Origin of the sequence: Pseudomonas sp. St316, assembly GCF_018325905.1 — a bacterium.
Classification (GTDB): Bacteria; Pseudomonadota; Gammaproteobacteria; order Pseudomonadales; family Pseudomonadaceae; genus Aquipseudomonas.
This window is the reverse complement of the sequence record NZ_AP021901.1, coordinates 497,220-511,229: the sequence shown is the minus strand read 5'-3', so window position 1 is coordinate 511,229 and position 14,010 is coordinate 497,220. Positions and strand designations below refer to the sequence as shown.

Below are 14,010 nucleotides of genomic sequence, written 5' to 3'. Positions count from 1 at the left end.
AGTCTGGACTTAATTCCTCCTATGAGACGGGGAATGGAGGATTGAGTTCACGGTTAGCGGTTCGCTTGGGTATTTCTGTTGATTGAGAGGACGCTATCGCGAGCAAGCTCGCTCCCACAGTTGACCGAGTTGTTCCGACGAACGCGGTCTATTGTGGGAGCGAGCTTGCTCGCGATGAATCACCTCAACCCTTGACCGGCGGCTTGCGCAACAAGCTGAACGCCATCGCCGCGAGGAACAGCACGCTGAGCAGCAGCACCGCCCACAAGCCGATTTTCTTCCAGTTGGTCTCGACCGTCGCTGGCGCGGTTACCGTGGCCGCAGCCTGGGTCGACGTGGCAGCGCCGTTCACAGTCGCCGTGCCCAGCGTCGCCAGGCGCGACGGCTTGTAATCGGGCACCAATGTGGTCAAGGGCAAGCTGGCCGCCTTCACTGTCGCGCTGCCCAGGGCCAGGCTGTAGGGCCCTTCGCCACGCGCCAGGAACACCACCTGGGTCGGACGCACGGCAAAGCGCAGGGCCGGGGCTTCGGTTCCCAGGCCACCGCCGCGCTCGTCCACGGTCAGTTTCAATTGCTGTACGGTCTGGCCAGACAGTTGCAATTGGTTTTGCAGCACATCCTGGCCGTTCTGGGTCAGGCGATAGAGCAAGCCACTGCCCAGCGGTTGCCACGGATGGCTGCTTTCACGGCGACCGGCCAGGGTCACCGGCGCCAGGCTGTTGGCCTGGCTCAGTTCGACCTGCACCTGCTCGATGTTCAGCCCCATGGGCAACTGCCAGGTGTATTCACCGGCCTTCGCGGTGCTGCCGGCCAATGGCTGCGACCAGGCCAGCGGCAACGGCAGGCTTTCGCGGCTGGCGCTTTGCAACTGGGCCGAAGTCAGGACCGGCGCGGAGGACGGCGAATCCCACAACAACCGCAGGTAACGCGCCGATTGCCCCGGCAAGCTCACTTCATGTTGCTCGACCCGCTCATCGGCAAAGGTCAGGCGCGCCACCTGGCCTTCGCCCCACGACTGCCAGTGTTGCAAGTCATCACTGGCTTCGATGGTGAACCGCTGGAAGCCGTCGCGCTCACTGGTCCAGTCGAGTACCAACTGCTGCAACGGCGCCTTGATCGCGCTGGCATCCAACAACCAGCCACGCAGCTCCTCCTCCCCGGCTTCGAGCCGGCTGGAGGGTTGGACCTCCACCAAGGTGCCGTTGGCATTCGATTGCACCCGCACGCTGGGCGCGCGCTCGTTGTCATCGGCGGCGTTGTACAGCGGGAACCATTTCACGTCGGTGAGGGTACGGTTCTCCCGGCTCTGGGCCGACTCACGCACCAAGGCGTAGGCCTGGGCCTGACCGGCCGCGTTGAAGACCCGCACGTCGCTCAGGTCGGTCTGCCGCGCTTGCAGCTGAACGTCCAGTGGCAACGGGAGGCGATACCACGGTCCTTCGCCACTCAAGGCCAATGGCACCTGATGGGCGAAGTCCGCCGGTTGCTCCTGGGCCACGGCCGACAACGCCGCCCATAACCCCACCACACCCAGCCCGATCCGACTCAACTTGCGACTCAAGATGACACTCCCTCACTGACAGGCATAGGCGGCTCGGTCGGCGAGGCCGACTCCGGGCGTTTGGGCGGCAGCGGTGCGAAGTAGCCCACCACCAATAGCAATACACCCACGCCGATAAACGACACGATCCGCGCCAGACCGCCACGGTTACTCAACTCGACAAAGAACAGCTTGGCCACGACCACCGCGATCAACGCCGCGCCGATCAGCCACACTTCACGACGGTGGCGCAAATGCCCACCGATCATCAGCCCCAGGGCGATCAGGGTCCAGACAATGGACAACCCGGCCTGCACGAACATCGACTCGAGCAGCGCGTCCAGCTCATATGGCACCCCCATCCACTGATGGGCACTGCGCATCACCAGGGCGGTGAAGAACGCGAACAGCGACACACCGGCGATCAACTGCGCGATGTGCCCGACGCGATTCCAACGGTTCGTCGATTGCTCCACGGCGTTTCGGGCCCACACATAGATACCGAACAAGGCGAACAGCAGGCCCAGCTCCAAGGGATTGAGCAACGGCACATAAGGCAGTGGCTCTGAGTTGCCATCGCTGAAGGTGTTGGTCAGCCAGAACCAACCGAGCATCAACAGCGCCATCGGCGCCGCCGCGTAGACCCGGTACTCGCGTGGTTGGGCCGATACCGGCCATGGCAAGGTACGCGGCGTGGCCATCAGCACCAGGTAAAGGCCTGGCAGGATCGCCCAGGCCAGCCAGCGCCAGGCGTTGTACTGCTCGGACAGCAACAGCAGGCCGTAACGCAACTCCAGCATCAACACCGCCATCAGCAACCAGCAACCGAGTACGTGGGCCGTACTGCGCGCCTGGGCCGGCAGCGTCTCGGCCAGGCGCTTGAGCGACAGGAAATGCACAGCAAATACCGCCAGCCAGGCCAACCAGCCGAAATTCGCGGCCGGGTGATAGTGGCTGTGCCCCGTTGCTACCAGCACGCAACCCGCCGCCGGAATCAGCAAGGTGCACAGCAGCCCCAGCGCCGGCCATTTCAACCGCAGCGCCAAGACTGTCCACACCGCGACACTGATCGCCGCGACCAACAACAGCAAGCTGCCTTGCAGGTTCACCGGGGCGAAGCGCAGCACTTCGCTGACCCACGCCAGCGCCCACCAACCGGCGCCCCAGATCAGCAACAGCTCGGACAAGCGCTGCAAGCTCAAGACCTCGAGCTCCTGCGCCACGTGCGCCCGCTGCAGGCGCCATGCGCCCACCAACGCTGCCAGACCCAGCACCAGCGGCGTCCAGAAGCCGCTATGGGCCAGCGGTCGCAGGTCCTCGGCGTTGAGCGGCCCCAACAGCGCCGGCCCCGCCGTCAGGAACGCCGCACCGCCAAGCAGTTGCAGCAGCAGGCCGAAGACAAAACTCACACGTTGTTTGAGGTACAGGCTCAGCCAGATGATCAACAAGCCGCTGGCCGCCCACACACCGCTCGCCGTTTGCCACGGCAGGACGAACAGCACCGCAAGATTGATCAGCACCAGCCCCGCCAGCAGCACCACCGACAAGCCGCGCAGCAACCGGACATCGTTGCGGACCATGTCGTCACGTGCCGCCAGCAACATGCCGCCAATCAACGCCAGGCCGATCAGCGAGGCGCTGAGCAAACCGCTCCAGCCCGCGCTGAACACCGCCGACGCATCGCCCTCGGCGCCTTGCAAGCGCACCAGGAACAAGGCGCCGCCAAGCAATTGCACCGCAAATGCGCTGAACAGGAAGCTGCGCGATTGCAGGCGCAGGCCGACAAACAACGTCGCCAATCCGGCCAGGGCCCAGGCAATGGCGGTGCCGTGGGTGAAGAAAAACAGCGGTGCCAACAGATAGAGGAAACTCAACCCCAGCACAGCCAGCACCGGCAGGCCTCGACGCTCCCAATTGGCGCTGTGTTCAGGCTCAGCCTTGTGCAGTTGGTAGAAGGTGAACAGCAAGGCGCCGCCGAGCATCAGCGCGCCCAGCGCCGAACCATCAAGCAGGCTGCCGTCGCCTATACGCAATTCGCTGACGAACGCCAATGCCGAGCCCAACTGCAGCAACAAGGCAAAAGCCCGGGCGAATGGACGCTGCTGGCGCAGGCCCAGCCAGAAGATCCCTGCGCCCTCCACAGCCCACGCCGCTGCGGTCCAACGGGCATCGAGCCCCAAAGGGATCGCCAGGCTGGCAAAAATCACCCCCAAGGCAAGGCAGGTTTCCGCCAGCAGCAGGGCGCGACCGCCCATCAATACCCGCGCCAGGCCCATGTAGATCATGCCCAAGGCCAGGGCGCTGAACGCAGCGGCGAACTCAAAATGCTGCACCAACGCAAACTGCAAGCCGAAGCCCACCAGTGGCGGGCCGAACAGCATGGTGCCGTCCACGTAATCGCCCTTGCGCGCCGACCAGTGCAACAGCGCGTCGCGGCTGGCGTCTTCAGGGGCATCGCTCATTTCCAGCAACTTACGCCGGGTGAACAGCAAGCCAATCGCCAGGTAGATAAGGAAGAACAAGATCAGGAACGGCTCGGTGCTCCAGAGCAGTTCCGGGGTATAAGAACGCAGGCCCCAGGCGAAACCGATGCCGAAGGTGCCGACAAAACCGATCAGGTTGAGCAGGCGCCAGGCCTTGAACCAGGCAATCGCGAGGATGCCGGCGTTGAGCAGGATGAAATAGCTGAACAGCGCGACGTGGTTGCCACTGCCGGTGGAGGTCAGGATCGGCGCGGCAAACCCGCCCAGCGCCGCAGCCGCAGCCAGGCCCAGGGCGTTCTGGGTAATCGCCAGGATGGCCGAGAACACCGTCACCGCGACCAGCAAGCCCAGGGCCGCCTTGGCGTCGAGCAACGGATGCAGGCGCATGGCCGCAAACACTGTCAGGTACAGCACCGCGATCCCGGTACCCTGGAGCATCAGCGCATAGTTGCTGTTGCGATGGCGCAACCACCAGCCCAGGCCCAACAGGCCCAACGCGCTGGCCGCGACGCCGGCGTAACGCAACTCGATCGGCACTACCATGCCTTCGGTGGCGTAGCGCAGCAAAAACGCCAGGCCGAGGAACAACAGCACCACGCCGACCCGCAGCACCGTGTTGCCGCCAAACAGCCAGTTGCGCGCGCCAATCACAGCGCGATCGAACACATTCGGGCCACGGGGGGCCGCGGGTTTCGAAACCATCGGCTCCAGGGGCAGCGGCGCAAAGTCACGGTCGGCATGCCGACTGGCAGTGGCTGGCGCAGGTTTCCAAACGTCGTCGGGCAATGGTTGGCTGGCTTGGGTGGCCATCGTGGGAACGGGCTCGAGCTCTGGCGGCAACTCCCAGACGAGCCCTGGCTCGGTGCGCGCTTCGGGCTTCGCGGCCTGGGGCACGACAACCTCGGGCGCTGGCGCCGGCTCACTCGATGCGGCAACGGCCCCGCGCTCGAACACTGCCAGGCGTGCCTCCAACGTGAGCAAACTCTGCTGGGCCTCTTGCAACAAGATCTGTTGCTTGGCCGCCTGGATACCCAGGCGCCCCAATCGAAACGACTGGGCGATGCCAAGCCCCACCAGCGCGCCTATCAGCGCATCGGCGAACGACTGGTCCACCACCCAGCCGAGTGCCAGGCCCAACAGCGTCAAGATCCATTGCATGGTCGATATCCCTAAGCGGCCCGTTGCGGGCGTAACCGGGGTGATGCGGTGCCTGGATCAGTCTAGTGGAAACCCCCAAACCCTGTGGGAGCGAGCTTGCTCGCGATAGCGGTGTATCAGGCGCATTCGTACTGCCTGACCGACCGCTATCGCGAGCAAGCTCGCTCCCACATTGGACACTTTTGACTGAGCGACAACACCGCAGCCCGGCGAAACTGGCGCCTAGTATATCGACGAAGCCTAACCGCCGTTGGGCTTCGCTCACATTTCTTACAGCAAATGCTACTCCAGGGCTTTCCAGATGTCGGTGGCATATTCGCGGATGGTCCGGTCCGAAGAGAACCAGCCCATGCGCGCGGTGTTGAGCACCGCCGAACGCCACCATTGCTTGGTGTCATGCCAACGCTCTTCGACCTTGGCCTGGGCGTTCCAGTACGAATCGAAGTCGGCGCAGACCAGGAAGCGGTCGTAATCGACCAACGAGTCCACGAGCCCGACGTAGCGCATCGGATCATCCGGCGAAAACACCCCGCCACGAATCGCCTGCAGCACATCGTTGAGCCGATGGGAGGCAGCGATGTCCGGCGCGGCGCTGAACTCACCGTTTTGCTTGCGGGCCTCCACCTGCTCGGCGGTCAGGCCGAAGATGAACATGTGTTCACCGCCGACGCGCTCATGCATCTCCACGTTGGCGCCGTCCATGGTGCCGATGGTCAGCGCACCGTTAAGGCCAAACTTCATGTTGCTGGTGCCCGACGCCTCGAAACCGGCGGTGGAGATCTGCTCCGACAGGTCCGCCGCTGGAATGATGCTCTCGGCCAGGCTGACGTTGTAGTTGGGCAGGAACACCACTTTGAGCAAGCCACGCACGGTCGGATCGTTGTTGACCACCCGGGCGATGTCGTTGGTCAGCTTGATGATCAACTTGGCCTGGTGATAACTGGCGGCGGCCTTGCCGGCGAAGATTTTCACCCGCGGCACCCAGTCCACTTCCGGCTCGGCACGGATCGCCTGGTACAGCGCCACGGTGTGCATCAGGTTGAGCAACTGACGTTTATATTCGTGGATCCGCTTGACCTGCACGTCGAACATCGCCGCCGGGTTCACGGCAATCCCCAACCGCTCATGGATCAGGTAAGCCAGGGCTTTCTTGCTGTGCAGGCGCTGCTCGGCGAACTGTTTGCGAAACGCTGGCTTATCGGCAAACGGCTCCAGTTCGATCAGGCGTTCCTCGGGATTGTCGAGCACGCTCGGCCCCAGCGCGTCGACCATCATCGAGGTCAGTTCGGTGTTGGCCTGGAACAACCAGCGGCGGAAGGTGATGCCGTTGGTCTTGTTGTTGATCCGGTCCGGATAGAGTTTGTGCAACTCGGAGAACACCGTGCTGCGCATCAGTTGCGTGTGCAACCCGGACACCCCGTTGACGCTGTGGGAGCCGAGGAACGCCAGGTTGCCCATGCGCACCCGGCGACCGTTGTCTTCTTCGATCAGCGAAACCGAACGCAGCACATCGAAATCGTGCACGCCCTTGGCCCGCAGCGAATCGATGTGCTGGGCATTGATCAGGTAGATGATCTGCATGTGCCGGGGCAGCATGCGCTCCATCAACCCCACCGGCCAAGTTTCCAGGGCTTCGGGCAGCAGCGTGTGGTTGGTGTAGGACAGCGTGTCCTGGGTGATCTGCCAGGCCGCATCCCAAGCCACATCGTAGACGTCCACCAGTTGCCGCATCAACTCGGCCACGGCAATGGACGGGTGAGTGTCGTTGAGCTGGATCGCGGCGTGGTCGCCCAGGGTCAGTACCGAGGTGTGCATGTTGCGATGACGGCGCAGCAGGTCTTGCAGCGAGGCGGCCACGAAGAAGTATTCCTGGCGCAGGCGCAGTTCCTGGCCAGCCTCGGTGCTGTCGGCCGGGTACAGCACACGGGAAATACTTTCGGCCCGGGCCACTTCGGCTACCGCGCCCAAGTGATCGCCGGCGTTGAAGCGTTCCAAGTGCAGGTCTTCCACGGCCCGGGCGCGCCACAGGCGCAGCGTATTGACGCTGGCACCGCGCCAGCCCACCACCGGCGTGTCATAGGCAATGGCACGCACGGTTTCGGCCGGGGACCAGACTTGCCGGGTCTTGCCGGCGTCGTCGGTGACGGTCTCGACACTGCCGCCAAAGCCGATCGGGTAGACCACCTCCGGCCGTTCGAACTCCCACGGGTTGCCGAAATCCAGCCAGTGTTCAGTCTGCTCCTGCTGCCAACCGTCAACGATCGCCTGGCGGAACAGGCCGTGTTCATAACGGATGCCGTAGCCATGGCCGGCAATGCCCAGGGTCGACATGCTTTCCATGAAACACGCGGCCAAGCGGCCAAGACCACCATTGCCCAATGCCGCATCCGGCTCAAGCAGGCGAATGCGTTCCAGGTCCACGCCCAGCTCGGTCAGCGCCTCGCGCGCCGTGTCCAGCAGGCCGAGGTTGCTCAGGCTGTCGTAGAGCAAGCGACCGATGAGGAATTCCAGGGAGAGGTAATAGACGCGCTTCTGGCCCTTGCGGTAGATCTGTCGCGTGTGGTCCATCCAGTGATCGACCATATGGTCGCGGGCGGCAAGGGCAATGGCTTCGAACCAGTCGTGATCAAACGCATGATCCGGGTCCTTGCCGACGGCATAAGTGAGTTTGGTCAACACGGCATCGCGAAATGCAGCGACTTCGGCTTCGCGAACAAGTGGTTCTTGAGTCATTGATGAGACCTCGAACGAGCATGGAATTGTCTGAGCCTAGTCGGTCTGACAGACGGTACAGGCTCTTGGTTCGGTGGATTTCCCCGAGTGTCGAAGAATCGCCGCCATGGAATTGCCGGATGGTCGAATGAATGCAGGGGCCGTGCCGATCTGGGTGGGTTTGGCCGGGATGAAAAAAAACTGGCGGATGGTCGTTCAAAATTTCACCAGTCCCGGTATGATCGCGCGCCCTGATGCATGCTGGTAAATCTCGATGATGAAGCCCAATCTGATCGCCGCCGCGGAACTCGACCGACTCGATACCTGGGCCAAGTACTCCGCCCCGATGTGCGGCTCCTGCGTGTCGAGCTGCTGCACGCTGCCGGTGGAGGTCAAGATCAAGGACCTGATCCGCATTGGCATCGTTGACGAGTTCGAGCTGGGCGACCCGCCGAAGAACATCGCCAAGCGCCTGCAAAAAGAAGGGATCGTCGAGCGCTACAACCAGAAGTCGGAAATCTTCACGCTCCAGCGCATGAGCAACAACGATTGCCTTTATCTGGACCGCAAAAGCCGGTTGTGCACCATTTACGAGAAGCGCCCGGATACATGCCGCAACCATCCGCGGGTTGGGCCACGGCCGGGGTATTGCGCCTACAAGCCCAAGGAAGTGGAGCGCGAGCGCAATCCGCGGACGCTGGACAAGTTTTGATCGACTGATAGTTCTGTGGTGCCTGAACCGGCGCTATCGCGAGCAAGCTCGCTCCCACAGTTGATTTTCAGTGGATACAGATGATGTGTCCGACATAAATCCACTGTGGGAGCGAGCTTGCTCGCGAAGGGGCCTTATCAGACACCCAATAATTTCAAGGCATAAAAAAACGCCCCTGATCTCACAATCAGGGGCGTTTTTTTTCAGCCATTAACTAAGTCGAAACTCAGTTACCGCTTTTCTTGGCAGCGCGGGTACGCTCGCTTTCGCCAAGGATTTTCTTACGCAGGCGAATCGACTTAGGCGTCACTTCGCACAGTTCGTCTTCTTGCACGAACTCCAGCGCTTGTTCCAGGGTGAACTTGACCGGCGGAACCAGGGCGATGGTTTCGTCCTTGCCCGAAGCACGCATGTTGTCGAGCTTCTTGCCTTTGGTTGGGTTCACACCCAGGTCGTTGTCGCGGCTGTTCAGGCCGACGATTTGACCTTCGTAGATATCCTGGCCGTGTTCAACGAACAGCTTGCCACGGGCTTGCAGGGTTTCCAGCGAGTAGGTCAGCGCCTTGCCGGTCGCAACCGATACCAGAACACCGTTCTGACGGCCGGACATGTCACCGGACTTCATCACGTCGTAACGATCGAAGATCGAAGTCAGGATGCCGCCACCGGAGGTCAGGGTCAGGAACTCGTTACGGAAACCGATCAGGCCACGGGCCGGGATGTTGTACTCAAGGCGCACACGGCCCTTGCCATCCGGAACCATGTTGGTCAGGTCGCCCTTGCGCAGGCCCATTTGCTCCATGATCGCGCCCTGGGATTCTTCCGGCAGGTCGATGGTCACGTTTTCGTACGGTTCGTGCTTGACGCCGTCAACCATACGGATGATCACTTCAGGACGACCCACGCCCATTTCGAAGCCTTCGCGACGCATGGTTTCGATCAGAACCGAGAGGTGCAGCTCACCACGGCCGGAGACCTTGAACTTGTCAGCCGAGTCGCCTTCTTCAACGCGCAGTGCAACGTTGTACAGCAGCTCTTTGTCCAGGCGTTCCTTGATGTTACGGCTGGTGACGAACTTGCCTTCACGGCCGCAGAACGGCGAGTCGTTAACCTGGAAGGTCATCGAAACGGTTGGTTCGTCAACGGTCAGCGGCTTCATCGCTTCGACGTTCAGTGGGTCGCACAGAGTGTCGGAGATAAACAGCTGGTCGAAGCCGCTGATGCAGACGATGTCGCCGGCCGCTGCTTCTTCAACGTCGATACGGTGCAGGCCGTGGTGACCCATCAGTTTGAGGATACGACCGTTACGCTTCTTGCCGTCGGCATCGATAGCGACCACCGGGGTGTTCGGCTTGATGCGACCACGGGCGATACGGCCAACGCCGATCACACCCAGGAAGCTGTTGTAGTCCAGCGCGGAGATTTGCATCTGGAACGGACCGTCACGGTCGACTTTCGGCGCCGGTACGTCGTCGACGATCGACTGGTACAGCGGGGTCATGTCTTCAGCCATGGCGGTGTGGTCCAGACCGGCAATACCGTTCAGGGCCGAGGCGTAGACGACTTTGAAGTCCAGCTGTTCTTCGGTGGCACCGAGGTTGTCGAACAGGTCGAAGATCTGGTCCAGAACCCAGTCCGGACGCGCGCCTGGACGGTCAACCTTGTTGATGACCACGATCGGACGCAGGCCGGCTTCGAAAGCCTTCTTGGTCACGAAACGGGTTTGCGGCATAGGGCCGTCTTGAGCGTCAACCAGCAGCAGCACGGAGTCGACCATCGACATCACGCGCTCTACTTCACCACCGAAGTCGGCGTGGCCCGGGGTGTCCACGATGTTGATGTGGTAGCCATTCCAGTTGATGGCGGTGTTTTTCGCCAGGATGGTAATACCGCGCTCTTTTTCCTGGTCGTTGGAGTCCATCACGCGCTCGTCGTTGAGCTCGTTGCGCTCCAGGGTGCCGGATTGACGCAAGAGTTTGTCTACCAGGGTGGTCTTACCATGGTCAACGTGAGCAATGATGGCGATGTTGCGTAGATTTTCGATCACTTGTGTATCTCGATCAGAGGATTCGGTGTGCTGACAGGTCGTGGCAGCGATTTACGTTGAGTCCGACAAAGCCGTTACAGCCTGTCGGCGGCGTCGGGGGGCCGGTGACGCAGGCCACAGGCAAACAGCCCCGGGCACTTAGCTCGGTCGATAAACGCGCACATTGGCATGCCCCTCACTGAGCAAATGGTGGGCATGCAGGCGACTCATCACGCCTTTGTCGCAATACAGCAGGTACTGGCGAGTAGGGTCCAGTTCCTTGAAACGCGCGTTCACGGCATAGAACGGCATCGTTTTTACCTCGATGCCGGCGATGCTCAGCGGGTCGTCTTCAGCGTCGTCCGGGTGACGGATGTCGATGATGATCTGACCAGCCAGCGCTTCGCCGACTTCTTCAATCTGAATGTCCTGGCCCAACTCATCGATGACTCGATCGATTGGCACCAGCCTGGCGTTTTCGAGCGCACGCTCGAGCACCGCCATGTCGAATTCTTTCTCTTCGTGTTCCACCCGCCCGCGCTTGGCCGCCGTCTTCGGATTGACCGAGATGACGCCGCAGTACTCCGGCATGTGCCGGGCAAACTCGGCGGTGCCGATTTCATTGGCCTGGTCGATGATGTCCTGCTTGTGGCTGGCAATCAGCGGCCGCAAGACCAGCTTCTCGGTCACGCAGTCGATCACCGACAGGTTCGGCAGCGTCTGGCTCGACACCTGGGAGATCGCCTCGCCGGTCACCAGCGCATCGATTTGCAGGCGGTCGGCAATTCGAGAAGCGGCGCGCAACATCATACGCTTCAAAATGACGCCCATATGACTGTTATCGACTTTGCCGAGAATCTCGCCCAGGACTTCTTCGAACGGCACGCTCACAAATAACACGCGTTGGGAGCTGCCGTACTTCTTCCAGATGAAGTGCGCCACTTCCATCACACCCAGTTCATGGGCGCGCCCGCCGAGGTTGAAGAAGCAGAAATGGCTCATCAACCCGCGCCGCATGATCTGGTAGGCGGCCACCGTGGAGTCAAAGCCGCCGGACATCAGCACCAGGGTCTGCTCCAGCGAACCCAGCGGATAACCGCCGATGCTGTTGTGCTGGCTGTGGATCACGAACAGCCGCTGGTCGCGAATTTCGATGCGCACTTCGATCTGCGGGTCTTTCAGCGAAATACCGGCCGCGCCGCACTGTCGGCGCAACTGGCTGCCGACGTACTTCTCCACATCCATCGAACTGAAAGGGTGCTTGCCGGCACGCTTGCAGCGCACCGAAAAGATCTTGCCGGCCAGGGCATCACCATAATGAAGCATGCACTTGGCAAGGATGTCGTCGAAATCCCCCAGCGGGTATTCATCGACTTGCAGGAAATGCGCGATGCCCGGCATGCAGCTCAGGCGCTCGGTCATTTCCTTCAGGAGCTTGGGTTCGCTGACACGGGTTTCCAGCTCGAGGTTGTCCCACACGCCATTCACCACCACGGCCGGGTCCAGGTCTCGGAGCACGGCGCGGATGTTCTTGGCCAACTGGCGGATGAAACGCATCCGTACCGGGCGGCTCTTGATGGTGATCTCGGGGAAGACTTTTACGATTAGTTTCATGAAAACAGCGCGCGAACGGCCAGCCGAAAAAGGGGGGCGCGGATTATAGCGGAAATTGCTCAAGGTTTAACCAGTTAATGTGCAGTTCGTTTTCAATGCACCAAAACAGGTCATAACCACAATTGCGCGCCACATTGCGGTGCGCAATTGTTCGACAATCCGCTATACCTACCCTCCAAGAGCGTGGATTTGGTGCAAAACACCCATGCTGGGGCACTGGCATGCAATTTGCTCCCTTGTGAGGCAGGTTGCCATGGCAGAGTATTCGCGCCGGCATCACCCATATCTAAGGGCACTCCACTACCCGCCCGAAGCCACCCGGAGGACATATGTCGAAGTCGGTTCAACTCATCAAAGATCATGACGTCAAGTGGATTGATCTGCGCTTCACTGACACCAAAGGTACTCAACATCACGTGACCATGCCGGCTCGTGATGCGCTGGACGACGAATTCTTTGAAATCGGGAAAATGTTCGACGGTTCCTCCATCTCCGGCTGGAAAGGCATCGAAGCCTCCGACATGATCCTGATGCCGGACGACGAAACCGCCGTCCTGGACCCGTTCACCGAAGAGCCGACCCTGATCCTGGTCTGCGACATCATCGAACCTTCGACCATGCAAGGCTATGACCGCGACCCACGCGCCATCGCCCACCGCGCCGAGGAATACCTGAAGTCCACCGGTATCGGTGACACCGCTTTCTTCGGTCCTGAGCCTGAGTTCTTCATCTTCGACTCGGTCAAATTCAAGTCCGACATCTCCGGTTCCATGTTCAAGATTTTCTCCGAACAAGGTTCGTGGATGTCCGACCAGGACGTGGAAGGCGGCAACAAAGGCCACCGTCCAGGTGTCAAGGGCGGCTACTTCCCGGTTCCACCGTTCGACTTCGACCACGAAATCCGTACCTCCATGTGCAACGCACTGGAAGAAATGGGCCAGACCGTTGAAGTTCACCACCACGAAGTGGCAACTGCCGGCCAGAACGAAATCGGCGTGAAATTCAACACGCTGGTCAAGAAGGCTGACGAAGTTCAGACCCTGAAGTACGTCGTGCACAACGTGGCCGATGCCTATGGCCGCACCGCGACCTTCATGCCGAAGCCACTCTACGGTGACAACGGTTCGGGCATGCACGTTCACGTGTCGATCTCCAAAGACGGCAAGAACACCTTCGCTGGCGAAGGCTATGCCGGTCTGTCGGACACCGCCCTGTACTTCATCGGCGGCATCATCAAGCACGGTAAGGCCCTGAACGGCTTCACCAACCCGTCGACCAACTCCTACAAGCGTCTGGTCCCAGGCTTCGAAGCCCCGGTGATGCTGGCCTACTCGGCTCGCAACCGTTCCGCCTCGATCCGTATTCCTTACGTCAACAGCCCTAAAGCTCGTCGTATCGAAGCACGCTTCCCGGATCCAGCTGCCAACCCGTACCTGGCCTTCGCTGCACTGATGATGGCCGGTCTGGACGGTATCCAGAACAAGATCCACCCTGGCGATGCCGCTGACAAAAACCTGTATGACCTGCCGCCTGAAGAGGCCAAGGAAATCCCACAGGTGTGTGGCAGCCTGAAAGAAGCCCTGGAAGAGCTGGACAAGGGCCGCGCGTTCCTGACCAAGGGCGGCGTATTCAGCGATGACTTCATCGACGCTTACATCGCACTGAAAAGCGAAGAAGAAATCAAGGTTCGCACCTTCGTACACCCACTGGAATACGAGCTGTACTACAGCTGCTAATCCAGTAAACGCCGCCACGCACGGCGTGA

Annotated in this window: 8 protein-coding genes; 3 read left to right on the top strand and 5 right to left on the bottom strand. The window is 61.0% G+C overall.

Annotated elements, in window-relative coordinates:
* Positions 1 to 184 precede the first annotated feature (184 nt).
* The 3 genes from KI237_RS02220 to KI237_RS02210 all read right to left on the bottom strand — a co-directional run bounded on the left by KI237_RS02220 (position 185) and on the right by KI237_RS02210 (position 7,914).
* Entirely contained in the window at positions 185 to 1,561 is a 1,377-nt protein-coding gene (locus KI237_RS02220) for a DUF3999 domain-containing protein (RefSeq protein ID WP_212798614.1), read from the bottom strand.
* A complete protein-coding gene (locus KI237_RS02215; RefSeq protein ID WP_212798613.1) occupies positions 1,558 to 5,181 on the bottom strand; it encodes a DUF2339 domain-containing protein in 3,624 nt (1,207 codons plus the stop codon). Before KI237_RS02215 ends, KI237_RS02220 begins: the two co-directional genes overlap by 4 nt.
* A 282-nt stretch (positions 5,182 to 5,463) precedes the next feature.
* Entirely contained in the window at positions 5,464 to 7,914 is a 2,451-nt protein-coding gene (locus KI237_RS02210; protein WP_212798612.1) for a glycogen/starch/alpha-glucan phosphorylase, read from the bottom strand.
* A gap of 106 nt (positions 7,915 to 8,020) precedes the next feature.
* On the opposite strand from KI237_RS02210, the gene KI237_RS02205 reads away from it, so the two are divergent.
* Positions 8,021 to 8,161 carry a hypothetical protein gene (locus KI237_RS02205; protein WP_212798611.1) on the top strand — a complete coding sequence of 47 codons (141 nt, stop codon included), beginning with the start codon at positions 8,021 to 8,023 and terminating at the stop codon, positions 8,159 to 8,161.
* A 6-nt stretch (positions 8,162 to 8,167) separates the two neighbouring features.
* Entirely contained in the window at positions 8,168 to 8,605 is a 438-nt protein-coding gene (locus tag KI237_RS02200) for a YkgJ family cysteine cluster protein (protein WP_135843250.1), read from the top strand.
* 226 nt (positions 8,606 to 8,831) lie between these two features.
* On the opposite strand, the gene typA is transcribed toward KI237_RS02200, so the two are convergent.
* Together typA and thiI are read right to left on the bottom strand one after the other, a co-directional pair.
* Positions 8,832 to 10,652: a translational GTPase TypA gene (gene typA / locus KI237_RS02195; RefSeq protein WP_212798610.1), complete on the bottom strand. Its 1,821-nt coding sequence runs from the start codon at positions 10,650 to 10,652 to the stop codon at positions 8,832 to 8,834.
* Positions 10,653 to 10,790: 138 nt separating this feature from the next.
* Complete coding sequence (gene thiI, locus KI237_RS02190) at positions 10,791 to 12,245, bottom strand: tRNA uracil 4-sulfurtransferase ThiI (RefSeq protein ID WP_212798609.1); 1,455 nt, start codon at positions 12,243 to 12,245, stop codon at positions 10,791 to 10,793.
* 329 nt (positions 12,246 to 12,574) lie between these two features.
* Here thiI and glnA point away from each other — a divergent pair, with 329 nt between their 5' ends.
* Positions 12,575 to 13,981 carry a type I glutamate--ammonia ligase gene (glnA, locus tag KI237_RS02185; protein ID WP_212798608.1) on the top strand — a complete coding sequence of 469 codons (1,407 nt, stop codon included), beginning with the start codon at positions 12,575 to 12,577 and terminating at the stop codon, positions 13,979 to 13,981.
* The last annotated feature ends 29 nt before the right edge of the window (positions 13,982 to 14,010 follow it).

Bases quoted from the DNA above. Each gene is read 5' to 3' on its own strand.
- KI237_RS02205 (WP_212798611.1), top strand. From the start codon at position 8,021: ATGGAATTGCCGGATGGTCGAATGAATGCAGGGGCCGTGCCGATCTGG.
- KI237_RS02200 (WP_135843250.1), top strand. From the start codon at position 8,168: ATGATGAAGCCCAATCTGATCGCCGCCGCGGAACTCGACCGACTCGAT.
- glnA (WP_212798608.1), top strand. From the start codon at position 12,575: ATGTCGAAGTCGGTTCAACTCATCAAAGATCATGACGTCAAGTGGATT.
- thiI (WP_212798609.1), bottom strand. From the start codon at position 12,245: ATGAAACTAATCGTAAAAGTCTTCCCCGAGATCACCATCAAGAGCCGC.
- KI237_RS02215 (WP_212798613.1), bottom strand. From the start codon at position 5,181: ATGCAATGGATCTTGACGCTGTTGGGCCTGGCACTCGGCTGGGTGGTG.
- KI237_RS02210 (WP_212798612.1), bottom strand. From the start codon at position 7,914: ATGACTCAAGAACCACTTGTTCGCGAAGCCGAAGTCGCTGCATTTCGC.